Consider the following 23,983-nt stretch of genomic DNA (forward strand, 5'->3'; position numbering starts at 1 on the left):
CGGTCAGCCGGTGAAGCCGGCCGTGATCCCGGTGAACTGCCAGTTGTTCTGGCTGATGCCGGAGCAGTTGCTCACCACTCCGCCGCCCGTGCAGCCGCGGTCCCGGTTGACGGACCAGAAGGCGAGCCGGGCGATGTGGTGCGAGTTCGCCCAGTCACGGATCTGCGTCCAGATCGCCGGGGTGGTGGTCTCCTGCTGGTCCGAGAGACCGTTCATGCCGGAGATGCCGATGTGCGCGTAGGCCGTGGCGTCGTCCCAGCCGAAGGTGGACTTCAGCTTGGTCTTCAGCCCCTCGGCCGCGTTCACGGTGCTGCCGTACATGTCGGAGCCGCCGCCGAAGTCGAACGGCATGATCGTGAAGACGTCGATGTTGGCGCCGATCGACTGAGCCTGCTCGATCAGCCGGTTGCCGTAGTACGTCGGTCCGGTGGTGGACGTGCCGAAGGTGACGATCGTCCTCAGCCCGGGGTTGTTGGCCTTGACCGTCTTCAGGGCGGTCAGGATCCTCGCCTGCACGGCCTCGTTCTCGAACTCGTCCGTGTTCTCGATGTCCATGTCGACGGCCTTCAGGCCATAGGCGTCGATCACCTTCTGGATCGCCCCGGCCAGCGCGCTCGCGGACGAGCAGTTGGCGCCGAGCTTGCTGCCCTGCCAGCCGCCGAACGAGGGCACGATGTCACCGCCGGCCGCCCGGATCTGGTTGATCGCGGTCTGGTCGACCCCGCCGGTCAGTGCCCGGCTGCCGTCCCAGGCCGGTGTGCAGCCGCCCGAGTCCAGCATGAAGGCCATCGTGAACCACTTGACGCCGGTCGCGCTCATCACCGTGGTCGGGCTGGGCGGATCGCCCCAGCCCTCGTACAGATAGGGCGCGGCCTGCTTGAAGCCGGTCCCGCCGCCGCTGCCCGCGTCGGTCGTGACACTCACCGCGTTGGAGGCGGCCGACACGTTCCCGGCCGCGTCCCGGGCCTTCACGGTGAACGTGTACGCCGTGCTGGCCGAAAGCCCGCTCACCGTCGCGGAGGTCCCCGAGACGCTCAGCACCTGGCTCGACCCGCTGTAGATGTCGTACGCCGCCACCCCGACGTTGTCCGTCGCGGCCGACCACGACAGCGAGACGCTCGACGAGGTCTTCCCGGTGGAGGTCAGGTTCGAGGGCGCGCTGGGCGCCTGCGTGTCCGAACTCCCGCCCGGCCCGTCGAGACTGATGTCGTCGGCGTAGTACGTGCCCTGCGCGTACCACCCGTGCACATAGATCTGCGCGCTGGTCTGCGCGGCACCGGTGGTGAAGGAGACCGTCAACTGGCTGTACTGGGACGCCGACGTCGTCCAGGTCGAGGCGCCGCCGGTCACCCCGAGATAGACGTACGACCCGCGGACCCAGCCGCTGAGCGAGTACGTCGTGTTGGGCTGCACGGCGACGGTCTGCGTGCACTGGGCGTTGTCACTGGAACCGGCCGCCCCCGCGAGGGCCTTGGAGCCCCCGTGCACGGGCGACGACACCACCGAGCCGAGGTTCCCGGAGCAGGACCAGGGCGACAGGCTCCCCGACTCGAAGCCGGGGTTGGTCAGAATGTTGGCCGCCTGCGCGGTACCGGGCAGCGCGATGGCCCCGGCCAGCGCGAGAGCCGCCGACCCGAGCAGTGCGAGTATCCGACGTCTGGAACGTCTGAGCGAGTTACGCACACGATCTCCCTGATGGAATGGGGGTGTTCGGGGAGTTGCACCAAGGTGCAAGGGGAGTGCGCAATCAAGTTGGTATGGACCAATCCACCTGTCAAGGAGAGAGGCGTGAATTGGTCCATACCGGTGAGCTACAGCGCCCCGAAAGGGGCGCGGGGAACTGCGCGACCGGCCCCCACCGGACCTGCGGTCGGCGATGTACCTAAAGCGGCAGCACCTCGGCCGCCGCCCGCACGGCAACAGGCGAAGTCACCGGCGACGGCAGCACCACCTCGTCGGCCTCCTCCCGTGCCACCGGCACGGACGGCAGTACAGGCTTCGGCCCCGACACCACCGCGTAGTCCTGCCCCAGGAACGGCGGCTCGATCACCCCCGGGTCCTCGCCCAGCGCCAACTGCACAGCCGCCCAAGGCGCGTTGACCCCGCAGAGCGACAGCTGGTGGAGCCCCCCGGCGGGCCGCGTGTTGACATCGAGCAGCACCGGCTCGTCGCCGTACATCCGGAACTGGATGTTGGACAGGTAGTGCAGCCCGAAGCCCTCGGCGATGATCCGGGCCGGCTTCAGCCACCGCTCGTCGAGCGTGAAGCCGCGCCGACGCCCCTTCTTGGTCCGGCCGACGGCCATCCGCAGCAGGTTGTCGGGCCCGGTGAGGCAGTCGACGGACACCTCGGGCTCCTCCAGACGGGGCATCACCAGCCAGTCCACCGGCTGGTCGGCGCGCCGCAGCGCGTCCAGGACCAGGTCGAACTGGACGTACGGCCCCGGGAACCCGTTGAGGTGAAAGAGCGAGAAGGGGGCGCGTGTGATCACCCGGAAGCCCACACCGCCCGCACCGGCGGCCGGCTTGAAGCAGGCCTTGTGCCCGCCGGCCTCCAACTCCTCGACCGCGACGGCCAGTTCGTCCGCCGTGCGGACCCGCCACCACGGCGGCACCGGGACCCCGACCGAGGCCACCGCCTCGTACGCGGTCGCCTTGTCCTCGAAGACCGCGGTCCCCTCCGGCGTCGGCGCCAGCAGGGCCGTACCGACCGCCTCGAAGTCCGCGCGGTGGGCGACGATCGCCGACTGGTGCAGCCGGGGCACGAAGACATCGATGCCACGGCGCTGGCACTGGTCGAGCGCGTACTCGACGTAGGCGGCCGGGGACAGGCCCTCCGGCTCCAGTTCGGCGGTGTCGGCGGCGGCCAGCACGGGAGAGTCGGCGTCACCGTGCGTCGCATGGATGTCGACCGCCCGGTCGCTGGGATTTCTCCGCAGCTGATCCATGAAGAACACGTTCTCCGCGTACGTGCGGTTGAGCCAGACGCGTACGCGAGAGCGCATTAATGCCGCCTTTCGGGGTTTTCGGGCAGGGCTCAGCGGGCCCGTGCCCGGGCAGGGTGGTTGGAGGGACACCAAACCGCCCTGGGCGAAGGGGCGTTCGTGGCGGTGGTGTTGGAGGGATCATACGGCTTGCGAGGGGCCCCGCGTGCAACGCGAGTGTTACGGATTTCCTCGGACTGTCCACGCGCGTTTTCCTGCACCGTCCGCGCCGGTTTCCTTGACGGCGGCCGATCGCCCCGGGCCGGCCGGCGCACGGCGGCAACCGGTCGGCGACAGGCCGACAGGGACCCTTGTTCCGCGCCCCCGTCATGTGTTGTGGTGGGGGGACGACGACATGATCGGAAGGGGTACGGTGTGGAGTCCACGGCCGGTGCCGGGCGGTTGCTGGCCATCAGCGATCTGCACATCTCGTACCCGGAGAACCGCGAGCTCGTCGAGAGGATGCGTCCGGAGACGGACGACGACTGGCTGATCGTCGCCGGTGACGTCGCGGAGACCGTCGCCGACATCCGCTGGACGCTGGAGACCCTGGCGAACCGCTTCCGCAAGGTGCTGTGGGCGCCCGGCAACCACGACCTGTGGACCCACCCCAAGGACCCGGTCACCCTGCGCGGAGTCGCCCGCTACGAGCATCTCGTCGACCTCTGCCGTGAGCTGGGCGTGGTCAGCCCCGAGGACCCCTACCCGGTCTGGGAGGGCGCGGGCGGCCCCGTCGTCGTGGCCCCGCTGTTCCTGCTGTACGACTACTCCTTCCTCCCGGCCGGCTCCGCCACCAAGGAGGAGGGCCTCGCCTACGCGCACGGCACCGGCATCGTCTGCAACGACGAGTACCTGCTGCACCCCGACCCCTACCCGACCCGCGAGGCCTGGTGCCGGGCCCGGGTCGAGGCCACCGAACGCCGGCTCGCCGAGCTGCCCGAGGACCTGCCGACCGTGCTCGCGGGCCACTACCCGCTGGACCGGCACCCCACGGACGTACTCTGGTACCCGGAGTTCGCCATGTGGTGCGGCACCACCCGCACCGCCGACTGGCACCGCCGGTTCCGCGTCGACACCATGGTCTACGGTCATCTGCACATCCCACGGACCACCTGGCTGGACGGCGTCCGCTTCGAAGAGGTCTCCGTGGGATACCCCCGCGAGTGGCGCAAGCGCTCCCGTCCGCCGGGCGAGCTGCGCCGCATTCTGCCGATGGAGGTCGGAACCGGTGATCGAGGAGCTGCTCCCGGAGTCGGTGGTGGCCGTGGAGATGCACGGTGAGGAGGCGGTCCGCGAGGCCCCCCTCTACCCCGAGGAGGCCGCGCTCGTGGCCCGCGCCGTGCCCAAGCGGCGCCGTGAGTTCGCCGCCGTGCGCGCCTGCGCCCGGAGCGCCATGGAGAAGCTCGGAGTGGAGCCGCAGCCCGTCGTGAGCGGCGAGCGCGGCGCCCCGCGCTGGCCGGACGGGCTGGTCGGCAGCATGACCCACTGCGAGGGCTACTGCGCCGCCGCCCTGGCCCGCGCCGGCGACCTGGCCTCCCTCGGCATCGACGCCGAACCGCACGCGGCGCTCCCCGAGGGCGTCGGCGAGTCCGTGCTGCTGCCCGCCGAGCGGGAGCGGCTCGCCCGGCTCACGGCCGAGCGGCCCGGCGTGCACTGGGACCGGCTGCTGTTCAGCGCCAAGGAGTCCGTCTACAAGGCGTGGTTCCCCCTCACCGGCAGGTGGCTGGACTTCATGGAGGCCGACATCGAGCTCGTCCCGGAGCCCGGCGCACGGCCGCACGGCACCCTGCGCGCCCGCCTCCTCGTCCCCGGCCCGCAGGTCGGCGCGGAGCGGCTGCAGCTCTTCGAGGGCCGCTGGAGCGTGGGGCACGGCATGCTGACCTCGGCCGTGGTCGTGCCGCACCCCTGACCGCCCCGGCGCCGGCTCAGGTGGGCGGGCACCAGTCGTGCAGCAGCCGGAAGAACGCCTCCTCGTTGCCCATGAGTCCGGCCCGGGCCAGGGCCTCCTCGGCCTCGGCGAGCACGGCCGGTGGGACCACGAGGGGACGGCCCCCGTCGGGTGGTCCGTCGAAGGCGGCGCGCACGGTGTGCAGCAGCCGCAGATAGGCCTGGACGGCGGTGCGCTCACGGTCGGTCAGTACGGCGGTGGGCATCGGTCGGCTCTCCCCGTCGGTCGTCACGGTCACGCGCCCGCGCGGCGCGGGCACACCGCGTGTGCGGTGCGCACCCCCCAGCTTGCCGTCCGCCACTGACAACGCCCCCGAGCCCGCTCCCGGTTCGCCCGCTTAGCGGAGGCGAAACCTCGCCGAAATTCCCTGAGGGAATGTCTCCCTACCCTGGAAGGAAGGGAGATCGGGCGGCGGTACACGCGCCCTGGAGAGCGGGGGAGGCCGAGCCGTGGAGGACGTGACGCAGGGCCGCCCGGGACGCACCACGCGGCTGCGGCCGGTGGGCGACCGGGAACTGATGACACACCACCGGGTCGTGCACGGCTACCGGCGCGCCTTCCGGATGGCCGGCGAGGGGCCCGCCCTCGTGCTGGTGCACGGCATCGGGGACTCCTCGGCGACCTGGGCCGAACTCATCCCCGACCTCGCCCGCACCCACACCGTGATCGCTCCCGACCTGCTCGGCCACGGCGAGTCCGACAAGCCCCGCGCCGACTACTCGGTCGCCGCCTACGCCAACGGCGTGCGGGACCTGCTGACCACGCTGGGCGTCGAGTCCGCGACCCTGGTCGGGCACTCGCTGGGCGGGGGCGTGGCGATGCAGTTCGCCTACCAGTTCCCCGAGCGCACCGAGCGGCTCGTCCTGGTCAGCGCGGGCGGTGTCGGCCGTGAGGTCAACCCCGTGCTCCGGCTCGTCTCGCTGCCCGGCGCCCATCTGCTGCTGTCCGCGCTGCGGCTGCCCGGCATGCGGCTCCAGGTCGGCCTCGCGGCACGGCTGCTGAGGCTTCTGGACACCGACCTCGGCCAGGACGCCCCCGAACTGCTCACCCTGGTCGACGCCCTCCCCGACGAGACCTCCCGCAACGCCTTCATCCGCACCCTGCGCGCGGTCGTCGACTGGCGCGGCCAGGTCGTCACGATGCTCGACCGCTGCTATCTCACCGAGGGCATGCCGACGATGCTGCTGTGGGGCGACCGCGACAGCGTGGTCCCGGTACGGCACGCCCACCGCGCCCTGGCCGCGATGCCCGGCGCCCGGCTGGAGATCTTCGAGGGCGCCGGCCACTTCCCCTTCCACACCGCCCCGGCCCGGTTCGTCGCCCTGGTGGAGGAGTTCACCGCGGCCACGGCCCCGGCGCACTGGAGCCGCGAGCACTGGCGGGCGCTGCTGCGGGACGGCCGTCCGGACTCCGGCACCGCCCCCGGCCTCGCCGCACCCCACGACCTGCGCGAGGCCAGCGAGCGCAGCGCCACCTGACGGCACGTACCTTGCCGCGCCTCATCCGCCGCGTGTCACTTCCCCGGATACCCCAGCGACGCCTCGATGCGCCCGGCCACGTCGTGCCGTCGTACCGGCCCGCGCAGGGTCGAACCCGCCAGCCAGGTACGGCACTTGCTGGCCAGCAGCAGGCCGAAGGTCTCCGCGTCCCGTTCCTCGTCCCGGTCGAAGCGGGTGCGGGCGGCCACCCCCTGGACGGCGGCCCGCACGGCGGCCTGGACCGCGGCCCGGTCGGCGTCCGGCCCGGTGGCACCCGTACCGCTGCCCCTGCCCCTGCCCGTGGCCTTGTCCAGGAGCCGTGCCGCCGCGCCGATCCCCTCGACGTCATGGCCGTGGTGCCCGGCGTACAGGTGCCACAGTTCGTGGCCGAGGATCACCAACTGGTGGTCGGGCGCGGTGCCCTCCTCGACCACGACGAGGTCGCGGTCGGTCAGGTCGAGCCAGAGTCCGCTGGCGGTGCCGGGCGGGAAGACGGCCGTACGGAACAGGACGGGGCGGCCCCGGCGGCGGCTCGTCGCGTCGCACAGGGCCCGGTACAGCTCGTGCGGCGGGGCGGGCGCGGGCAGCGTCAGTTCCCCGACCAGCTCACCGCTGAGCCGGCGCATGTCCCTGCCGATGCCCACTGTCCGCGCTCCCTCAGCTCACGACTCCGGCCGCCGGACGCTCTCCAGCAGCATGTCCAGCCACTGCGCGACCTTGTCCCGGTGCTGGTCCGTGGGCAGCTGGGCGGCCCGCCAGGCGATGCCGCGCACGCCGTGGTCCTGGAGCAGCCGCTGCAACGGGTCCTCGGCGGCCTCGGCCGCGGCCCGCTCCCGGTCGGCCAGCTTCTGCAGCAATTCCTGCTCGACGCGCTGCAGGGCCCCGGCGAGCGCCTCGGGATCCTCCGCGGTCAGGAAACCGGCGTGCACGCGGAAGAACCGCTGGAGGGCGTCGCAGTGCTCCATGGTCGGGCGCCGGTCGCCGTTGATGAGGGCACCGGCCTGCTGCCGGGACATGCCGGCGCCGTCGGCGATCTCCTGCTGGGTGTGCTTGCGGCCGCCCGGCTTGAGCCGGGTGCGGCGCAGCAGGTCGAGGCGTTGCAGGAAGCGGGCCTGGACGTCGGGCTCGCCCGCGGGCCGGCCGCTCAGCAGGGCCTTGACCACGGACTCGGGGGCGCCGCAGGCGTAGGAGAGCCGTCCGACGTCGAAGACCTCGGCGTGCGGCACGCCGAGCCGGTCGGCGAGCGCGGTGACCCGGGCGACGACGGCCGGCAGCTGGGCGGTCGCCGAGGCGCCCGGATCCTCGTAGCCATCCGTCACCGACAGAACTCCTACGTCTCTCAGAGGAATCAGGGGCTTCTCACAAGCCGTTGCCGTGAACAGCCGTTGCCGTGAACCTCCCGGAGATTAGCGGGTGGTTCGAACTCGCATCCAGGTCTCGCCACAACTGTGGCCAGTTTCGGACGTCAACAGGCATGAAATGCCACGATAGTTGACATGACTCCGGGTGGGGCAGCAGGATCACAACGCCGCGAGAAGGCCGCATAGGCAAGAGGGGTGACCTCCCGATGGCATATCAGGCAGGTGGGCGGCGGCCGGTGCCGCGGCCCGTCCCCGAGAGTCTTGAGGCCCAGGCCTATCTCCAGGACTACGCGTTGCTGCTGGACGCGGTCCCCTTCCCGTCCCTGGTGGTCGACCACCGCTGGGACGTGGTGCTCGCCAACAGCGCGTTCGAGACACTTTTCCGCGGGATCGCCCCGCACCCCACGGCCATGCCCGGGGACAACTTCCTCCGGTTCGTCCTGTTCCATCCGGAAGTCGGCTCGGTGCTCGGCGCGCACGAGGCCGGCTGGTGCCTGCCGATGCTGGCCCAGTTCAAGACCACCCTGGAACGGTACGGCCACGACCACGAACTCCAGTCGATCCGCCGGGAGATCGCCCAGGACCCCATCATGGAGGCCGCCTTCCGGCACGGTCTGCCGCACTGGCTGCGCGCCGTCGGCGAGCAGGGCGCCCAGCTCGACGGCGCCGTCCGGCTGCTGCTGCACCCCGATCCGCTGCTCGGCGTCACCGAGTGCCGGGTCGTCGGCGAAACCCCCAAGACCCTCTGCGACATGGGCTACGCGCGTTACACCCTGGTGCTGCGCGACTCCCCCCGCCCCGCCGCCGCCCCGCGCCGCTCCCGCCGGCCCGGCGGCCTGGGCGCCCATCTCACCGTGGTCCCCGTCACCGAAGCCTGACCCGGCACCGCCGGCGTTCAGGTCGCCGACGGCGCCGGGCCGGCCGTCCGCCCCCGGTGCGCCGCGGCGACCGCCTCAGGCCGGGGCCACCACCAGGACGAGCGGCACCCCCTGGCACGGCACCAGCCGCGCCCCGTCGAACACACCCGCCCGCCCGCTCTCCAGCACGGCCGCGAAGTCCGGGCCCTTGGTCAGCGAGCCGGCCAGCCGTGCCGGGTCCGCCGACGCCGCCACCCGCCCGCGCGCGTTGACCAGCCGGGCGGGCCCGGGCAGTTCGCGCAGCAGGGGCAGCGCGGCCGCCTCGAAGTGCCGTAGATACACGTCGGCCGCGGCCACGCCCAGGAAGCGGCCGGCCAGCTCCACCGGCGCGGACAGGGTGAGGCTGTACTCGTCCGAGCAGAGGTAGTCGACGTACGGCCCGGCCACCGCCCGCCGCCCGGTGTCCCGGGGCAGCGCGAACCAGTCCCAGTGCGTGTAGTCCGAGTACGCCGACGTCCGCGGGTCGAGGTCGAGGAGGAGTGGCCGTACGTCTCCCTGGGCGTCGGTCTGCCACCACTCCAGCCAGGCCGGGACGTCGGCCAGCAGCCCGGGCGCGGCCACGAAACCGACACCGGAGACCAACTCCTGCCGGGTCAGCCGGAGATGGAGGCCGGGGCGGAGCGCGGCCAGGTCCGCGGTGACCGGCCGGCGGCCCTCGGCGGCCACCCGGGCCAGCAGCGCGGCGGTGTCGGCGCGGGTCTGCGCGACGGCGTCGAACACCGTCTCCAGGGCGTCGCCGACCCGTGCGGCCACGTGTTCGGCGGCGGCGTCGAGCGTGGCGGTCAGGGCACCGGAGGGGGCGGTGCTGCGGCTCATGCTGCCCTCCAGCGGACGGGGGAGCGGGCGCGGCGCGGCTAGAGGGCCAGACGCAGGGCGATGAGCCGTGCCGTCGAGTCCCGTACGCACCGCTCGGCCAGCTCCCTGGCCGATGTGTGCGCCCCATCCTGCACGGCCGAGATTACGGACCGGTGACGGTCCGCCACCTCTTCACGATATTCGTCGTCACCGAGCACAAGGCAGAGCAGCGCCCCCACCTCCGTCTGGAGGGCGACCTGTTCACGGGTGAGCCGGGCGGACTGGGCGGCGGCGGCCAGCTCGACGTGGAAGCGGCCGTAGACCCGGCTGCGGGCGGCCGCGTCCGGTGCCTTGCGCAGTTCCTCGGTGGTCCGGCGGAGCTGGTCCAGGTCGTGGTCCTCGGTGCGCTGTGCGGCGAGGTGGGCGGCGGTGCCGGACAGGGCCGCCCAGTGGTCGCCGAGGTCGCGCAGCTCCTCGGGGCTCCAGCCGCGCAGCCGTTCCCTGAGCCGCTCCTCGCCGGGCAGGTCGGGGAGCGCGACGAAGCTGCCGCCGCCGCGGCCCCTGCGGGTGACGACCAGCCCCTGCTGGCGCAGCGCCATCAGCGCCTCCCGCAGGGTCACCGTGGACACCCCGAGCTGTCCGGCCAGCTCCGTCTCGCCGGGCAGCTGCTCCCCGTCGGCGAGCAGGCCGAGTTCGATGGCGTCGCCGATCCGGCGCACCACGGCGTCCACCCGGGCCCGGCTGTCCACCGGGGCGAAGACGGCCTTTCGGGCGCCGCCGTCCGTCTGCTGCTGTTCCACGGCCCACCACCCTATGCGTTGACCCAAGCTTTACCTCAGAAGGGTCTTGAGCTTTGAACTATGACTTCATATCTTTCCGATCATCACGTTCAACGCAAGAGAGCGCCAGAAAGGTTCCCGCCCATGGAGGCCAGCGCGATCCGGTTGCGGGATCTGCGGAAGTCGTTCGGCGAGACCAGTGCCGTGGCCGGGGTCGACCTGGAGATCCGCGACGGCGAGTTCTTCTCGATGCTCGGCCCCTCCGGCTCCGGCAAGACCACCGTCCTGCGCCTGATCGCCGGGTTCGAGACCCCCACCGCGGGCGTGATCGAACTCGCCGGCCAGGACGTCACCCGGCGCGCCCCCTTCGAACGGGACGTGCACACGGTCTTCCAGGACTACGCCCTGTTCCCGCACATGACCGTCGAGCAGAACGTCGCCTACTCCCTCAAGGTCCGCGGCGTCCCCAAGTCCGAACGCCTGGTCCGCGCCCGCAAGGCGCTCACCGAGGTCCGCCTGGAGGGCTACGGCGGCCGCCGCCCCTCGCAGCTCTCCGGCGGCCAGCGCCAGCGCGTGGCCCTCGCCCGCGCCCTCGTCGGCCGCCCCCGTGTGCTGCTCCTCGACGAACCCCTCGGCGCCCTCGACCTCAAGCTCCGCGAGCAGATGCAGATCGAACTCAAGGCCCTGCAGCGCGAGGTGGGCATCACCTTCGTCTTCGTCACCCACGACCAGGAGGAGGCCCTGACGATGAGCGACCGCGTCGCCGTCTTCCACCAGGGCCGTATCGAACAGGTCGGCACCCCCGCGGAGATCTACGAACGCCCCGCCACCTCGTTCGTCGCCTCCTTCGTCGGCACCTCCAACCTGCTCACCGGCGACACCGCCCGGCGGGTGCTCGGCGCGGACGGCACCCACAGCATCCGGCCCGAGAAGATCCGGGTCCTCAAGGAGACCGACGACGCGGACGCCCCGGAAGAGGCCACCGCCGTCGGCACCGTCGCCGAGGTCGTCTACCTCGGCGACGCCACCCGCTTCCTGGTCGACCTGGACGGCGGCGGCCGGCTCACCGCGCTCCAGCAGAACCTCGACACCTCGGCCGAGGACGTCGCCGCCTACCGCGGCACCCGCGTCCGGCTGCGCTGGCAGCGCCGGCACACCGTCCACGTCCCCGACTGATCCGCCGTCCCTCACGTCCGGATCCGCCGTCCCTCACGTCTGGAGTACGTCGTGCGCCTCACCCGTCCCCTCGCCTCGGCGGCCGTGGCCGCCCTGCTGCTCGCCGCCACCGCCTGCGGCTCCTCCGGCTCCGGCTCCTCGACCGGCCTCAACCCGCCCGACCTCAAGCCCCTCGCCAAGCTCGGCAAGACCGAGGGTGAGGTGAACCTGATCGCCTGGGCGGGCTATGTCGAGGACGGCTCCGACGACCCCAAGGTCGACTGGGTCACCGACTTCGAGCAGCAGACCGGCTGCCAGGTCCACTCCAAGGTCGCCGCCAGCTCCGACGAGATGGTCAAACTGATGAAGACGGGGGAGTACGACGCCGTCTCCGCCTCCGGCGACGCCTCGCTGCGGCTGATCGCCTCCGGCGACGCGGCCCCCGTCAACACCAAGCTCGTACCGAACTACCAGGACATCTTCAGCGGCCTGAAGAACGGCGCCTGGAACTCCGTCAAGGGCCAGATGTACGGCATCCCGCACGGCCGCGGCGCCAACCTGCTCATGTACAACACCCAGAAGGTCAGCCCCGCGCCCACCTCCTGGGCGGCCGTCTTCGACGACGCGGGCACGTACAAGGGCCATGTGACGGCCTACGACTCGCCGATCTACATCGCCGACGCGGCCCTGTACCTCAAGGCCACCAAGCCCGAGCTGAAGATCAAGGACCCCTACGCGCTCGACCAGAAGCAGTTCGACGCGGCCGTCGCCCTGCTGAAGCAGCAGAACGCGGACATCGGCGAGTACTGGAGCGACTACCTCAAGGAGATCTCCGCCTTCAAGAGCGGCGACTCGGTGGTGGGTACGACCTGGCAGGTCATCGCCAACCTGGCCGCCGACGAGGGCGCGAAGGTCAAGGCCTTCGTACCCAAGGAGGGTTCCACCGGCTGGTCCGACACCTGGATGGTCTCCGCCAAGGCCAAGCACCCCAACTGCGCCTACAAATGGCTCGACTGGATCGTCTCCCCGAAGGTCAACGCCGAGGTCGCCGAGTACTTCGGCGAAGCCCCCGCCAACGCCAAGGCCTGCGACCTGACCAGCGACAAGAACTTCTGCGCGACCTACCACGCGGCCGACGAGAGCTACTGGAAGAACATCGCCTTCTGGAACACCCCGATCGAGCAGTGCCTGGACGGCCGCACCGACGTCACGTGCGTGCCCTACGCCAAGTGGGTGCAGGCCTGGACCGAGATCAAGGGCTGAGCGATGACCGTGCTCACCCGGACCGCGGGGGCGCTGCACCGGCGCCCCCGGCTCCGCCTGGCCCTGCTGCTGACCGCCCCGCTGCTGTGGCTGGCGGTGCTCTACCTCGGCTCCCTTGCGGTCCTGTTCGTCTCCGCGTTCTGGACGACGGACTCCTTCACCTCCGAGGTGGTGAAGGTCTGGTCGACCGACAACTTCCACGAGCTGTTCACCACGCCGGTGTTCCGGCAGGTGATCCTGCGCAGCGTCGGCGTGGCCCTCGCGGTGACCGCCCTGTGCGCGGTGATCGCCTTCCCGGTCGCCTTCTACACGGCGCGGGTGGCCAAACCGAGCCGGCGCCCGCTGCTGGTCGTCGCCATCCTCACCCCGCTGTGGGCGAGTTACCTGGTCAAGGTGTACGCCTGGCGGCTGATCCTCTCCGAGGGCGGACTCGCCGACTGGGCGCTGAAGCCGTTCGGGCTGAGCGGGCCCGGCTTCGGCCTGCCGGCCACCGTGCTCACCCTGACGTACCTGTGGCTGCCGTACATGATCCTGCCGATCCACACCGCGCTGGAGCAGCTGCCCGACAACCTGCTGGACGCCTCGGCGGACCTGGGCGCGCGGGCCGGGCGGACCTTCCGGTCCGTGGTGCTGCCGATGGTGCTGCCGTCCGTCGCCGCCGGGTCGGTGTTCACCTTCTCGCTCAGCCTCGGCGACTACATCACCGTGCAGATCGTCGGCGGCAAGACCCAGCTCATCGGCAACCTCGTCTACGCCAACATCGAACTCAACCTGCCCATGGCCGCAGCCCTCGCCACCGTCCCGGTCGTCGTCATCGTGCTGTATCTGCTGGCGATGCGGCGGACGGGCGCGTTGAGCAGCCTCTGACGACGGGTGATATGTCACATGCCACTCTCCCGAAACGCCCGTATCGCCCTCCGTGCCGCCGCCGGCCTCGGCTTCGCGGTCATCTACGTGCCGCTGCTCCTTGTCCTCGTCAACTCCCTCAACCCCGACCGCAGCGCGAGCTGGCCCCCGCCCGGCCTGACCACCCGCTGGTGGTCGGCCGCCTGGCACAGCTCCGGCGCCCGCGAGGCCCTGTGGACCTCGGTGAAGGCCGGGCTCGGCGCCACCGCGATCGCGCTGGTGCTCGGCACGCTCGTCGCCTTCGCCGTCGCCCGGTACCGCTTCTTCGGCCGGGACGCCCTGTCCTTCGTGGTCGTCCTGCCGATCGCGCTGCCCGGCATCGTCACCGGTATCGCCCTCAACTCGGCCTTCAGCACGGTCCTCCAGCCGCTCGGCGTCGGGCTCGGCCTGTTCACCGTGGTCGTCGGACACGCCACCTTCTGTGTGGTGATCGTCTTCAACAACGTCGTCGCAAGGCTCCGCCGCACCTCCGGCAGCTACGAGGAAGCGGCGGCCGACCTGGGCGCCGACACCTTCCGCGCCTTCGTCGACGTCACCTTCCCGCTGGTGCGCTCGGCGCTGCTGGCGGGCGGGCTGCTCGCCTTCGCCCTCTCCTTCGACGAGATCGTCGTCACCACCTTCACCGCCGGTCCCGGCGTCCAGACCCTGCCCCTGTGGATCTTCGACAACATGACCCGGCCCCAGCAGGCGCCGGTCGTGAACGTGGTGGCGGCCGTCCTCGTCCTGCTGTCCGTCGTCCCGATCTACGTCGCGCAGCGGCTGTCGGCGGACACCGCGACCGCCAGCCGCGTCTGATCCCCGGCCGGCCGAGGAGGGCCGACTTTCGACGGTTACGCAAGCAGCTTGCGTAACTTGCGCTACCCTTGCGTGCATGACGCGACGACTTGCGGAAGTGGCCAAGAAGGTCGGGGTCAGCGAGGCCACGGTCAGCCGGGTGCTCAACGGCAAGCCCGGGGTCTCCGAGGCCACCCGGCAGGCGGTGCTCTCGGCCCTGGACGTCCTCGGCTACGAGCGGCCCACCCAGCTGCGCGGCGAGCGCGCCCGGCTCGTCGGCCTGGTCCTGCCCGAGCTGCAGAACCCCATCTTCCCGGCCTTCGCCGAGGTCATCGGCGGCGCGCTGGCGCAGCTCGGGCTGACCCCGGTGCTGTGCACCCAGACCAAGGGCGGGGTCTCCGAGGCGGACTACGTCGAGTTGCTGCTGCAGCAGCAGGTCTCGGGCGTGGTGTTCGCCGGCGGGCTGTACGCCCAGGCCGACGCCCCGCACGACCACTACCGGCTGCTCGCCGAACGCAACATTCCGGTGGTGCTGGTCAACGCGGCCATCGAGCACCTCGGTTTCCCCGCCGTGTCCTGCGACGACGCGGTGGCGGTGGAGCAGGCCTGGCGGCACCTGGCCTCCCTCGGCCACGAGCGGATCGGTCTCGTCCTCGGCCCGGCCGACCATGTCCCCTCGGCCCGCAAGCTGGCCGCGGCGCGGGCCCTGGGGGAGCTTCCCGAGGAGCGTGTCGCCCGCGCCATGTTCTCCATCGAGGGCGGTCACGCGGCCGCCACCCGGCTCATCGACCAGGGTGTCACCGGGATCATCTGCGCCAGTGATCCGCTTGCGCTCGGCGCGATCCGGGCGGCCCGCCGCAAGGGCCTGGACGTCCCCTCCCGGGTCTCGGTCGTCGGCTACGACGACTCCGCGTTCATGAACTGCACCGAACCCCCGCTCACCACCGTCCGCCAGCCCATCGAGGCCATGGGCAGGGCGGCCGTGGAGCTGCTGAACGCACAGGTCAACGGCAGCGCCGTGGCCCCCGAGGAGCTGCTCTTCGAGCCCGAGCTGGTGGTCCGCGGTTCCACCGCGCAAGCACCTCGCGACTGAGACAGGGAGTTATCCAGGAGATCCCATCCACTGTCGAATAATTACAGATTCTGCGCGACATATTGCGGACTCTTGCTCCCGGTGCTTGAGTGTGCGGCGCCCACCGGTCCCGGTGCGGCGCCCACCGCTCCTGTCTGGGGGGTCCACCGATGTCCAGCACCGGGTTCCGCCGTGCTCTCGTCGCGATAGGCGTCTGTTCCTCGCTCGCGCTCTCCGCCTCCGCCTGCGGGTCGAGCGACGACGCGGGCAGCGGCAAGACGCGCATCACCGTCAACTGCCAGCCGCCCAAGAGCGCCAAGGTCGACCGCTCCTTCTTCGACCAGGACATCGCCGCCTTCGAGAAGCAGAACCCGGACATCGACGTCGTCGCGCACGACGCGTTCCCCTGCCAGGACCCGAAGACCTTCGACGCCAAGCTGGCCGGCGGCCAGATGGAGGACGTGTTCTACACGTACTTCACCGACGCCAAGCACGTCGTGGACATCAACCAGGCGGCCGATCTCACGCCGTATCTCAAGGAGTTGAAGAGCTACGACACCATCCAGCAGCAGCTGCGGGACATCTACACCGTCGACGGCAAGGTCTACGGCATCCCGCGCACCGGCTACTCGATGGGCCTGATCTACAACCGCAAGCTCTTCCAGCAGGCCGGCCTCGACCCCGACCAGCCGCCGACGACCTGGGAAGAGGTCCGTGCCGACGCCAAGAAGATCGCCGCGCTCGGCAACGGAACCGTCGGATACGCCGACTACAGCGCCCAGAACCAGGGCGGCTGGCACTTCACCGCCGAGATGTACGCGCAGGGCGGCGACGTCGTCTCCGCCGACGGCAGGTCGGCGACCGTCGACACCCCCGAGGGCCACGCGGTCCTGCGGAACCTGCACGACATGCGCTGGACCGACAACTCCATGGGCAGCAAGCAGCTCCTGATCATCAACGACGTCCAGCAGATGATGGGTTCGGGCAAGCTCGGCATGTACCTCTCGGCGCCGGACAACATCCCAATCCTGGTGAAGGAGAAGGGCGGCAACTACAAGGACCTCGCCCTCGGCCCGATGCCCGGCGGCCAGGGCACGCTCATCGGCGGCGACGGCTACATGTTCAACAAGAAGGACACCCCGGCCCAGATCCGCGCCGGCCTCAAGTGGCTCGACTCCATGTTCCTCACCCCCGGTGACGGCTTCCTCGGCGACTACGCCCGCGCCAAGAAGAACGACGCGCCCGTCGGCCTGCCCGAGCCGCGCCTGTTCACCGGCGCCGCCGACGCCAAGGACCAGGCGGTCAAGAAGGCCAACGCCAACGTGCCGGTGGAGAACTACCAGGCGTTCCTGGACGGCAACCAGTCCCTGCAGATGAAGATCGAGCCGCCGGACGCCCAGCAGATCTACTCCGTCCTCGACGGAGCCGTCTCCGCCGTCCTCACCAAGAAGGACGCCGACATCGACCAGCTCCTCAAGGACGCCAACGACAAGATCGACGGCATCCTGGCCCGGGGCTGACCGCGATGACCAAGACGGCCGAGCGCCGGCCCGCCCCCGTGGCGGCCGGCGCCCGACAGGCCCCGGCGCCGCCCCCGGCAGGGGACCGGAGGCGGCGCCGGATCATCGACCAGGCCCGGGCCTACGGCTTCCTGCTCGGCGGACTGGTCTGCTTCGCCCTGTTCTCCTGGTACCCCGCGATCCGCGCGATCGTGATCTCCTTCCAGAAGTACACGCCCGGCTCGTCCCCCGAATGGGTCGGCACCGCCAACTTCACCCGGGTCCTGCACGACCCCGAGTTCGCGGCGGCCTGGCGCAACACCCTCACCTTCACCCTGCTGGCCCTGCTCATCGGCTTCGCGATCCCGTTCGTGCTCGCCCTGGTCCTCAACGAACTGCGGCACGCCAAGGCGTTCTTCCGGGTCGTGGTCTACCTCCCGGTGATGATCCCGCCGGTGGTCAGCGCCCTGCTGTGGAAGTGGTTCTACGACCCGGGCGCCGGCCTCGCCAACGAGACCCTGCGCTTCCTGCACCTGCCGACCTCGAACTGGTCCAACGGCGCCGACACCGCGCTGGTCTCCCTGGTGATCGTGGCCACCTGGGCGAACATGGGCGGCACCGTCCTGATCTACCTGGCCGCCCTCCAGTCCATCCCCGGCGAGCTGTACGAGGCCGCCGAACTCGACGGCGCGGGCCTCCTCCAGCGCATCCGGTATGTGACGATCCCTCAGACCCGGTTCGTCATCCTCATGCTGATGCTCCTTCAGATCATCGCCACCATGCAGGTGTTCACCGAACCGTTCGTCATCACCGGAGGCGGCCCGGAGAACGCCACGGTCACGGTCCTCTACCTGATCTACAAGTACGCCTTCCTCTACAACGACTTCGGCGGCGCCTGCGCGCTCAGCGTGATGCTCCTGGTGCTGCTCGGCATCTTCTCCGCCGTGTACCTGCGGCTGACCCGCTCCGGGGAGGACGGATGAGCAGCGCGACCCGCACCCTGATCTCGCCCGCGACCCTGGCCCGCCCGCGCGGCAGGGCGGTCTACTGGACGGTCTTCACCGGCGTCGTCCTGCTCTTCGCGCTCGCCTTCCTCTTCCCCGTGTACTGGATGGTGACCGGCGCGATGAAGTCCCCGGACGAGGTCGCCCGGACCCCGCCCACGCTCGTCCCGGAGCACTGGCACCTGTCCGGCTACACCGACGCCTGGGACCTGATGCAGCTTCCCGAGCACCTGTGGAACACGGTGGTGCAGGCGGCCGGCGCCTGGGCCTTCCAGCTGGTGTTCTGCACGGCCGCCGCCTACGCCCTGTCGAAGCTGAGGCCCGCCTTCGGCAAGGTGCTCCTAGGCGGCATCCTGGCCACCCTGATGGTCCCGGCCCAGGCACTGGTCGTCCCCAAGTACCTGACCGTCGCCGACCTGCCCTTCCTCCACACCAGCCTGCTCAACGACCCGCTCGGCATCTGGCTGCCGGCCGTCGCCAACGCCTTCAACCTGTACCTCCTCAAGCGGTTCTTCGACCAGCTGCCCCGCGACGTGCTGGAGGCCGCCGAGATCGACGGCGCCGGAAAGCTGCGCATCCTGTGGTCCGTGGTCCTGCCCATGTCCCGCCCGGTGCTCGGGGTGGTGTCGATCTTCGCGCTGGTCGCGGTCTGGCAGGACTTCCTGTGGCCGCTGATGGTCTTCTCCGACACCGACAAGCAGCCCATCAGCGTGGCCCTGGTCCAGCTGTCGCAGAACATCCAGCTCACCGTGCTCATCGCCGCGATGGTGATCGCCAGCATCCCGATGGTCGCGCTGTTCCTCGTCTTCCAGCGGCACATCATCGCCGGGATCAGCGCGGGCAGCACCAAGGGCTGACGGCCCTTCCTCCGACAGAAAGGTTCGCCCAGTGGGACAGCCCAGCCATGCCCCGAAGGACCACGAAGACCACGCGGACCGCGACTGGTGGCGTTCCGCCGTCATCTACCAGGTGTACGTCCGCAGCTTCGCCGACAGCGACGGCGACGGCACCGGCGACCTCGCGGGCGTCCGCGCCCGGCTGCCGTACCTCGCCGAACTCGGCGTGGACGCCCTGTGGTTCAGCCCCTGGTACCCGTCACCCATGAAGGACGGCGGTTACGACGTCGCCGACTACCGGGCCATCGACCCGGCCTTCGGCACCCTCGCCGAGGCCGAGAAACTCATCGCGGAGGCACGGGAGCTGGGCATCCGGACGATCGTCGACATCGTCCCCAACCACGTCTCCGACCAGCACCCCTGGTTCCGGGCGGCGCTGGCGGCCGGCCCGGGCAGCGCGGAACGCGACCTGTTCCACTTCCGCCCCGGCCGCGGCCCGAACGGCGACCTGCCGCCCAACGACTGGCCCTCGCAGTTCGTCGGCTCCACCGAACCGGTCTGGACCCGGCTCCCCGACGGCGAGTGGTACCTGCACCTCTTCACCCCCGAGCAGCCCGACCTCAACTGGGCGCACCCGGCCGTCCGCCAGGAGCACGAGGACATCCTGCGGTTCTGGTTCGAGCGGGGCGTCGCGGGCGTCCGCATCGACTCGGCGGCCCTGCTCGCCAAGGACCCGGCCCTGCCCGACCTGGCCACCCGCCCGCACCCCCACCCCTTCGTGGACCGCGACGAACTCCACGACATCTACCGCTCCTGGCGCGCGGTCGCCGACGTCTACGGCGGTGTCTTCGTCGGCGAGGTCTGGCTGCCCGACGCCGAACGCTTCGCCCGCTACCTGCGCCCGGACGAACTCCACACCGCCTTCAACTTCTCCTTCCTGTCCTGCCCCTGGGACGCGGACCGGCTGCGGACGTCGATCGACACCACCCTCGCCGAGCACGCGCCCGTCGGCGCCCCCGCCACCTGGGTGCTGTGCAACCACGACGTGACCCGCACGGCCACCCGGTACGGCCGGGAGGACACCGGCTTCGACTTCGCGGCCAAGGCCTTCGGCGTCCCGACCGACCTGGGACGGGGGACGCGCCGGGCCCGCGCCGCCGCCCTGCTCTCCCTGGCCCTGCCCGGCGCGGTGTACGTCTACCAGGGCGAGGAACTGGGGCTGCCCGAGGCCGACATCCCGCGCGACCGCGTCCAGGACCCGATGTACTTCCGGTCCGGCGGTACCGACCCGGGCCGCGACGGCTGCCGGGTGCCGCTGCCCTGGGCGGCCGGGGCGCCGTACGCGGGCTTCGGCTCGCGGGAGGAGCCGTGGCTGCCGCAGCCGGCCGGCTGGGAGTCGTACGCGGTCGACCGCCAGCAGGACGACCCCGAGTCCATGCTCGCGCTCTACCGAAGCGCGATCGCGCTGCGCCCGCGCTTCGGCGACGGCCCGCCGACCTGGCTGCCCGCCCCCGAGGGCGTGCTCGCCTTCAGCCGCTCCGAGGGCGTGACATGCGTGGTCAACCTGGGCGCCGCCCCCGCCGAACTCCCCGCCCACACCGAACTCCTGCTCACCAGCGGCCCGTTGGACGACGAGGGCCGGCTGCCGCGGGACACCGCGGCCTGGCTGGGTTCAGTGGAGCGGGGGCGTGTCTGACGTCGTGACCGGGTCCTCCCCCCGGGGTGCCCCGCGCTTCGCCGCCTGGATCTGCTCGTACACATGGGTCCGCAGTTCGGCGAAGCGCGGGGCGACCCGGGTGTGCAACTGGTCGCGCTCGTCCGGCAGATCGACCTTCAGCTGCTCCCGGACGACGGTCGGGGACGCGGACAGGACGATCACCCGCTGGCCCAGGTAGACCGCCTCGTCGATGTCGTGGGTGACGAACAGGATGGTGATGCCGCGCTCCCGCCACAGCCCCCGGACCAGGTCCTCCAGATCGGCCCGGGTCTGGGCGTCGACGGCCGCGAACGGCTCGTCCATGAGCAGCACCCGGGGTTCGTAGGCGAGGGCGCGGGCGATCGCGACCCGCTGCTGCATACCGCCCGAGAGCTGCCAGGGGTACGCGTCGGCGGCGTCCGCGAGGCCGACCGAGCGCAGCGCGTCGGCGACCAGCTCCCTACGCCGCTCCCGGGGCAGGTTCTTCTGCTTCAGCGGGAGTTCGACGTTGGCGGCGACCCGCATCCAGGGGAACAGGCTGCGGCCGTACTCCTGGAAGACGAAGGCCATCCCGGGGGGTGGCCCGGTCACCTTCCGCCCCTCCAGGAGGACTTCGCCGCCGGTCGGGGTGAGCAGCCCGCCCATGCATTTCAGCAGGGTGGTCTTGCCGCAGCCCGACGGGCCGACCAGACACACCAGTTCGCCCGCCTCCACGGTGAAGGTGAGGTCCCGCACCGCCTCGATACGGCGGCCGGATCCGTCGTAGACCTTCCGCAGGCCGCGTACGTCGAGCATGGACCGCCCCTTCACGAGGTTCATTCAAGGCCGCCGGGTTGTCGCGCGCAGACCGTGGTACCAGCCGAGCACCCGCCGCTCGACCACCTGGAAGACCGCCGACAGCGCGAAGCCGAGCAGACCCAGCAGCAGGATCCCGGTCCACATGTCGGGGATCGCGAAACCGCGCTGGAACTGCACGATGGTGAAACCGAGCCCGTTGCTGGCCGCGAACATCTCGCTGATGACCATCAGGATGATCCCGATGGACAGCGCCTGCCGCAGGCCCGCGAAGATCTGCGGGCTCGCCGAACGCAGTACCAGCGTACGCAGCCGGGCCACGCCTGTGATGCCGTAGGACCGGGCCGTCTCCGCCATCACCGGGTCCACCGCCCGTACGCCCTCGACCGTGTTGAGCAGGATCGGCCAGACGCAGCCGCTGGCGATCACCACGATCTTCATGGTGTCGCCGATGCCCGCGAACAGCATGATGACCGGGACCAGCACCGGCGGCGGCACCGCCCGCAGGAACTCCAGGACCGGTTCGCACACCGCCCGCACCCGCCGGTAGGAGCCGATGACCGTGCCGAGGGCCACCCCCGCGACGGCCGCCGTCGCGTACCCGGCGAGCAGCCGCAGCACACTGCGCAGCAGGTCGTCGCGGAGCCGCTGACCGGTCCAGACGTCCGGGAAGGTCCTCAGGATCGTGCGCAGCGGCGGCCAGTAGACGTTCGTGCTGCCGTCCGAGGCCACCCACCACAGCGCGACCAGCACCGCGGGCAGGGCCAGCACGTACACCGCGCCGAGCAGCAGCCGCCTCACACCGCCACCTCCCCGCGCACCGACTGGTGCCAGGCCAGCGCCCGTCGCTCCACCGAGCGGGCGCCCACGTTGATGACCAGCCCGAGCAGCCCGGTGACCACGATCAGGGCGTACATGTCCGGCACCGCCTGCGAGGCCTGGGCGACCGCGATCTGCTGTCCCAGCCCCGGGGCGCCGATGACCAGTTCGGCGGTGATGGTGAGGATCAGCGCGACCGCGGCGGCCAGCCGGACGCCGGTCATCACATACGGCAGCGCGGTCGGCCACAGCACATGGCGGACCCGGGCCCAGGTGCCGAGACCGTACGACCGTGCCGTCTCCTCGGCGACCGGGTCGACGTCCTGGACGCCGTACATCACCTGGATCAGCACCTGCCAGAAGGAGGCGTACACGACGAGCAGGAGGACGGAGCGGAGTTCGGTGCCGTAGAGGAGGATGGCGAGGGGGATGAGGGCGACCGAGGGGATCGGGCGGAGGAACTCGATGGTGGAGGCGGTCGCCCGGCGCAGGTGCGGGACGACCGAGAGGACGACGCCCGCCGCGATGCCCGCGCCGACCGCGACGGCCAGGCCCACCGCCCAGCCGGTGAGGGTGTCGCCGAGCGCCGACCAGAAGGCCTGGTCGGCGAGTTCGGTGCCGAGGGCGCGGGCGATGCGGCTGGTCGGCGGGAAGTAGTCCGCCTTGACCAGGCCGAGCCGCGGCACCGCCTCGCCGAGGGCGAGGAAGGCCGCGAGCCCGGCCGCGCCGAGCACGGTGTTCAGACCCTTCACGGCAGCAGCTTGTCCAGGTCGGGGGCGGTCTTGAAGAGGCTGTCCTGCTCGCTCAGCTTCTCCAGCGCCTCGATCGAGGAACGGTTCGCGGCGGCGGGCCACTTGGGCAGCGTCACCTGGGCCAGCACATCGGCCGGGGTCTTGGTGTACGTGGTGACGATCTGCCGGACCTCGTCCGGGTGCGCGTCGGCGTAGGTCAGCGACTCGGCGATGGCCTCCTGGAACTCCTTGACGACGGCCGGGTTCTTCTGCGCGTACGACGTCGAGGTGAAGTACATCGCCACGGTGAGGTTCTTCGCCACGTCGACCAGTGGCGAGGCGATCTCCGTGGCGCCCTGGCCCTTCATGGTGGCGAGGGCCGGCTCGACGGCCATCGCCGCGTCGATCTGGCCCTTGTCCAGCGCGGCCGGCATCTGGTCGAAGGCGAGCTCGACGAAGTTCACCTTGTCCGGGTCGCCGCCCGCCTTGCGCACCGACTCGCGCACCGCGGTCTCGTTGATGTTCTTGAGCGTGTTGACGGCGACCTTCTTGCTCTCCAGCTGCTTCGCCGAGGTGATGCTGCTGCCCTTCTTCACCACGAGCCCGCCGAAGTCCTTGCCCTCGACGCCGGTCGAGGCCACGCCGTTGGCGATCGCCTGCACAGGCACGCCGTTGGACTGGGCGATCATCAGCGAGGTCATGTTGCTGAAGCCGAACTGGAACTGACCACTCGTCACGCCGGGGACGATGGCCGCGCCGCCCTGCGCGAGCGTCATGGACAGCTTCAGGCCGCGCTTGCCGAAGAAGCCCTCCTTCTGCCCGAGGTAGAGGGGGGCCACGTCGACGATGGGGATGATCCCCACCTTGACGGTGGTGGTGCCGCCCGACGAGGGCGAGGTGGACGACGAGCTCCCGGAGGAGCCGCAGGCCGCCGTGGCGAACATGAAGGTGCCGGCAGCGAGACCGGCGAGCAGACGACGCATGGCTCCTCCTGTGCAGACAACGGTGTTCCGACAGGCTGTGCGCTGTGCGCACAATGGTGCTCGGTTGGGGGGCTCAGCGGGACGGTAGAACCGGCCGGACAACCCGGTCAATGGTTTTAGCTGACAAAATTGTTGACAGTTATCGAACCGCGCTCTCACCGTGTTCTCCGAGTCGAACCGCCGAATCGG

Annotated in this window: 24 protein-coding genes; 13 read left to right on the plus strand and 11 right to left on the minus strand. The window is 71.0% G+C overall.

Annotated elements, in window-relative coordinates; translation table 11 throughout:
- Nucleotides 1–3: 3 nt before the first annotated feature.
- On the minus strand, nt 4–1,683 hold the full coding sequence (locus ACGFZS_RS25490; protein ID WP_393797095.1) for a carbohydrate binding domain-containing protein: 1,680 nt from the start codon (nt 1,681–1,683) through the stop codon (nt 4–6).
- A 199-nt stretch (nt 1,684–1,882) separates the two neighbouring features.
- Nucleotides 1,883–3,004 carry an ATP-grasp domain-containing protein gene (locus ACGFZS_RS25495; protein ID WP_393797096.1) on the minus strand — a complete coding sequence of 374 codons (1,122 nt, stop codon included), beginning with the start codon at nt 3,002–3,004 and terminating at the stop codon, nt 1,883–1,885.
- Between the two features lie 354 nt (nt 3,005–3,358).
- Between ACGFZS_RS25495 and ACGFZS_RS25500 the strand changes: the two genes are divergently transcribed.
- The gene (locus ACGFZS_RS25500; RefSeq protein WP_359213859.1) at nt 3,359–4,264 is read left to right on the plus strand and encodes a metallophosphoesterase; all 906 of its coding nucleotides are present in this window, start codon (nt 3,359–3,361) and stop codon (nt 4,262–4,264) included.
- The gene (locus ACGFZS_RS25505) at nt 4,212–4,892 is read left to right on the plus strand and encodes a 4'-phosphopantetheinyl transferase (protein WP_393797097.1); all 681 of its coding nucleotides are present in this window, start codon (nt 4,212–4,214) and stop codon (nt 4,890–4,892) included. Before ACGFZS_RS25500 ends, ACGFZS_RS25505 begins: the two co-directional genes overlap by 53 nt.
- A 16-nt stretch (nt 4,893–4,908) precedes the next feature.
- Here ACGFZS_RS25505 and ACGFZS_RS25510 read toward each other — a convergent pair whose 3' ends face one another.
- Nucleotides 4,909–5,136, minus strand: a complete 228-nt coding sequence (locus ACGFZS_RS25510) for a hypothetical protein (protein ID WP_365688046.1) — start codon at nt 5,134–5,136, stop codon at nt 4,909–4,911.
- Between the two features lie 313 nt (nt 5,137–5,449).
- Here ACGFZS_RS25510 and ACGFZS_RS25515 point away from each other — a divergent pair, with 313 nt between their 5' ends.
- A complete protein-coding gene (locus ACGFZS_RS25515; protein WP_393797369.1) occupies nt 5,450–6,409 on the plus strand; it encodes an alpha/beta fold hydrolase in 960 nt (319 codons plus the stop codon).
- A gap of 35 nt (nt 6,410–6,444) precedes the next feature.
- Here the strand turns inward: ACGFZS_RS25515 and ACGFZS_RS25520 are convergent, their stop codons facing one another.
- Nucleotides 6,445–7,035, minus strand: coding sequence for a M48 family metalloprotease (locus ACGFZS_RS25520; protein WP_393797370.1), 591 nt, complete (start codon nt 7,033–7,035; stop codon nt 6,445–6,447).
- Between the two features lie 36 nt (nt 7,036–7,071).
- Nucleotides 7,072–7,728: a helix-turn-helix transcriptional regulator gene (locus ACGFZS_RS25525; protein WP_355713835.1), complete on the minus strand. Its 657-nt coding sequence runs from the start codon at nt 7,726–7,728 to the stop codon at nt 7,072–7,074.
- Nucleotides 7,729–7,976: 248 nt separating this feature from the next.
- On the opposite strand from ACGFZS_RS25525, the gene ACGFZS_RS25530 reads away from it, so the two are divergent.
- The gene (locus ACGFZS_RS25530; RefSeq protein ID WP_393797098.1) at nt 7,977–8,648 is read left to right on the plus strand and encodes a hypothetical protein; all 672 of its coding nucleotides are present in this window, start codon (nt 7,977–7,979) and stop codon (nt 8,646–8,648) included.
- A gap of 75 nt (nt 8,649–8,723) precedes the next feature.
- Here the strand turns inward: ACGFZS_RS25530 and ACGFZS_RS25535 are convergent, their stop codons facing one another.
- Both ACGFZS_RS25535 and ACGFZS_RS25540 read right to left on the minus strand, forming a co-directional pair.
- The gene (locus ACGFZS_RS25535) at nt 8,724–9,503 is read right to left on the minus strand and encodes a cache domain-containing protein (RefSeq protein WP_393797099.1); all 780 of its coding nucleotides are present in this window, start codon (nt 9,501–9,503) and stop codon (nt 8,724–8,726) included.
- Nucleotides 9,504–9,541: 38 nt separating this feature from the next.
- On the minus strand, nt 9,542–10,282 hold the full coding sequence (locus tag ACGFZS_RS25540) for a FadR/GntR family transcriptional regulator (RefSeq protein WP_393797100.1): 741 nt from the start codon (nt 10,280–10,282) through the stop codon (nt 9,542–9,544).
- Nucleotides 10,283–10,405: 123 nt separating this feature from the next.
- Here ACGFZS_RS25540 and ACGFZS_RS25545 point away from each other — a divergent pair, with 123 nt between their 5' ends.
- The 9 genes from ACGFZS_RS25545 to ACGFZS_RS25585 all read left to right on the plus strand — a co-directional run bounded on the left by ACGFZS_RS25545 (nt 10,406) and on the right by ACGFZS_RS25585 (nt 20,466).
- The gene (locus tag ACGFZS_RS25545; protein WP_393797101.1) at nt 10,406–11,437 is read left to right on the plus strand and encodes an ABC transporter ATP-binding protein; all 1,032 of its coding nucleotides are present in this window, start codon (nt 10,406–10,408) and stop codon (nt 11,435–11,437) included.
- Between the two features lie 51 nt (nt 11,438–11,488).
- Nucleotides 11,489–12,679 carry an ABC transporter substrate-binding protein gene (locus ACGFZS_RS25550; protein ID WP_393797102.1) on the plus strand — a complete coding sequence of 397 codons (1,191 nt, stop codon included), beginning with the start codon at nt 11,489–11,491 and terminating at the stop codon, nt 12,677–12,679.
- A gap of 3 nt (nt 12,680–12,682) precedes the next feature.
- A complete protein-coding gene (locus ACGFZS_RS25555; protein WP_393797103.1) occupies nt 12,683–13,546 on the plus strand; it encodes an ABC transporter permease in 864 nt (287 codons plus the stop codon).
- Nucleotides 13,547–13,564: 18 nt separating this feature from the next.
- Nucleotides 13,565–14,380, plus strand: coding sequence for an ABC transporter permease (locus ACGFZS_RS25560; RefSeq protein ID WP_393797104.1), 816 nt, complete (start codon nt 13,565–13,567; stop codon nt 14,378–14,380).
- A 76-nt stretch (nt 14,381–14,456) separates the two neighbouring features.
- Nucleotides 14,457–15,452: a LacI family DNA-binding transcriptional regulator gene (locus ACGFZS_RS25565; RefSeq protein WP_393546336.1), complete on the plus strand. Its 996-nt coding sequence runs from the start codon at nt 14,457–14,459 to the stop codon at nt 15,450–15,452.
- Nucleotides 15,453–15,601: 149 nt separating this feature from the next.
- Nucleotides 15,602–16,951, plus strand: coding sequence for an ABC transporter substrate-binding protein (locus ACGFZS_RS25570; RefSeq protein WP_393797105.1), 1,350 nt, complete (start codon nt 15,602–15,604; stop codon nt 16,949–16,951).
- 5 nt (nt 16,952–16,956) lie between these two features.
- Nucleotides 16,957–17,913: a carbohydrate ABC transporter permease gene (locus ACGFZS_RS25575; protein WP_393797106.1), complete on the plus strand. Its 957-nt coding sequence runs from the start codon at nt 16,957–16,959 to the stop codon at nt 17,911–17,913.
- The gene (locus tag ACGFZS_RS25580; protein WP_393797107.1) at nt 17,910–18,791 is read left to right on the plus strand and encodes a carbohydrate ABC transporter permease; all 882 of its coding nucleotides are present in this window, start codon (nt 17,910–17,912) and stop codon (nt 18,789–18,791) included. Before ACGFZS_RS25575 ends, ACGFZS_RS25580 begins: the two co-directional genes overlap by 4 nt.
- Nucleotides 18,792–18,822: 31 nt before the next feature.
- Nucleotides 18,823–20,466 (plus strand): glycoside hydrolase family 13 protein, encoded by a 1,644-nt coding sequence (locus tag ACGFZS_RS25585; RefSeq protein ID WP_393797108.1) that lies wholly within the window; start codon nt 18,823–18,825, stop codon nt 20,464–20,466.
- Here the strand turns inward: ACGFZS_RS25585 and ACGFZS_RS25590 are convergent.
- Genes ACGFZS_RS25590 through ACGFZS_RS25605 form a run of 4 tightly spaced genes read right to left on the minus strand, consistent with a single transcriptional unit; the run spans nt 20,443 to nt 23,794 of the window.
- The gene (locus ACGFZS_RS25590; RefSeq protein ID WP_393797109.1) at nt 20,443–21,261 is read right to left on the minus strand and encodes an ABC transporter ATP-binding protein; all 819 of its coding nucleotides are present in this window, start codon (nt 21,259–21,261) and stop codon (nt 20,443–20,445) included. The two genes, ACGFZS_RS25585 and ACGFZS_RS25590, sit on opposite strands and share 24 nt — an antisense overlap.
- A gap of 24 nt (nt 21,262–21,285) precedes the next feature.
- Complete coding sequence (locus ACGFZS_RS25595) at nt 21,286–22,062, minus strand: ABC transporter permease (RefSeq protein WP_393797110.1); 777 nt, start codon at nt 22,060–22,062, stop codon at nt 21,286–21,288.
- A complete protein-coding gene (locus ACGFZS_RS25600) occupies nt 22,059–22,832 on the minus strand; it encodes an ABC transporter permease (protein WP_393546322.1) in 774 nt (257 codons plus the stop codon). Before ACGFZS_RS25600 ends, ACGFZS_RS25595 begins: the two co-directional genes overlap by 4 nt.
- Nucleotides 22,829–23,794 carry an ABC transporter substrate-binding protein gene (locus ACGFZS_RS25605; protein ID WP_393797111.1) on the minus strand — a complete coding sequence of 322 codons (966 nt, stop codon included), beginning with the start codon at nt 23,792–23,794 and terminating at the stop codon, nt 22,829–22,831. Before ACGFZS_RS25605 ends, ACGFZS_RS25600 begins: the two co-directional genes overlap by 4 nt.
- Nucleotides 23,795–23,983 lie beyond the last annotated feature (189 nt).

It is taken from the genome of Streptomyces sp. NPDC048288 (genome assembly GCF_043201555.1).
GTDB lineage: Bacteria > Actinomycetota > Actinomycetes > Streptomycetales > Streptomycetaceae > Streptomyces.

Coding starts and splice junctions, on each gene's coding strand:
- ACGFZS_RS25555 (WP_393797103.1), top strand. CDS start 12,683: ATGACCGTGCTCACCCGGACCGCGGGGGCGCTGCACCGGCGCCCCCGG.
- ACGFZS_RS25545 (WP_393797101.1), top strand. CDS start 10,406: ATGGAGGCCAGCGCGATCCGGTTGCGGGATCTGCGGAAGTCGTTCGGC.
- ACGFZS_RS25575 (WP_393797106.1), top strand. CDS start 16,957: ATGACCAAGACGGCCGAGCGCCGGCCCGCCCCCGTGGCGGCCGGCGCC.
- ACGFZS_RS25590 (WP_393797109.1), bottom strand. CDS start 21,261: ATGCTCGACGTACGCGGCCTGCGGAAGGTCTACGACGGATCCGGCCGC.
- ACGFZS_RS25520 (WP_393797370.1), bottom strand. CDS start 7,035: ATGCGCCGGCTCAGCGGTGAGCTGGTCGGGGAACTGACGCTGCCCGCG.
- ACGFZS_RS25580 (WP_393797107.1), top strand. CDS start 17,910: ATGAGCAGCGCGACCCGCACCCTGATCTCGCCCGCGACCCTGGCCCGC.
- ACGFZS_RS25495 (WP_393797096.1), bottom strand. CDS start 3,004: ATGCGCTCTCGCGTACGCGTCTGGCTCAACCGCACGTACGCGGAGAAC.
- ACGFZS_RS25515 (WP_393797369.1), top strand. CDS start 5,450: ATGACACACCACCGGGTCGTGCACGGCTACCGGCGCGCCTTCCGGATG.
- ACGFZS_RS25530 (WP_393797098.1), top strand. CDS start 7,977: ATGGCATATCAGGCAGGTGGGCGGCGGCCGGTGCCGCGGCCCGTCCCC.
- ACGFZS_RS25565 (WP_393546336.1), top strand. CDS start 14,457: ATGACGCGACGACTTGCGGAAGTGGCCAAGAAGGTCGGGGTCAGCGAG.
- ACGFZS_RS25605 (WP_393797111.1), bottom strand. CDS start 23,794: ATGCGTCGTCTGCTCGCCGGTCTCGCTGCCGGCACCTTCATGTTCGCC.
- ACGFZS_RS25560 (WP_393797104.1), top strand. CDS start 13,565: ATGCCACTCTCCCGAAACGCCCGTATCGCCCTCCGTGCCGCCGCCGGC.
- ACGFZS_RS25535 (WP_393797099.1), bottom strand. CDS start 9,503: ATGAGCCGCAGCACCGCCCCCTCCGGTGCCCTGACCGCCACGCTCGAC.
- ACGFZS_RS25510 (WP_365688046.1), bottom strand. CDS start 5,136: ATGCCCACCGCCGTACTGACCGACCGTGAGCGCACCGCCGTCCAGGCC.
- ACGFZS_RS25570 (WP_393797105.1), top strand. CDS start 15,602: ATGTCCAGCACCGGGTTCCGCCGTGCTCTCGTCGCGATAGGCGTCTGT.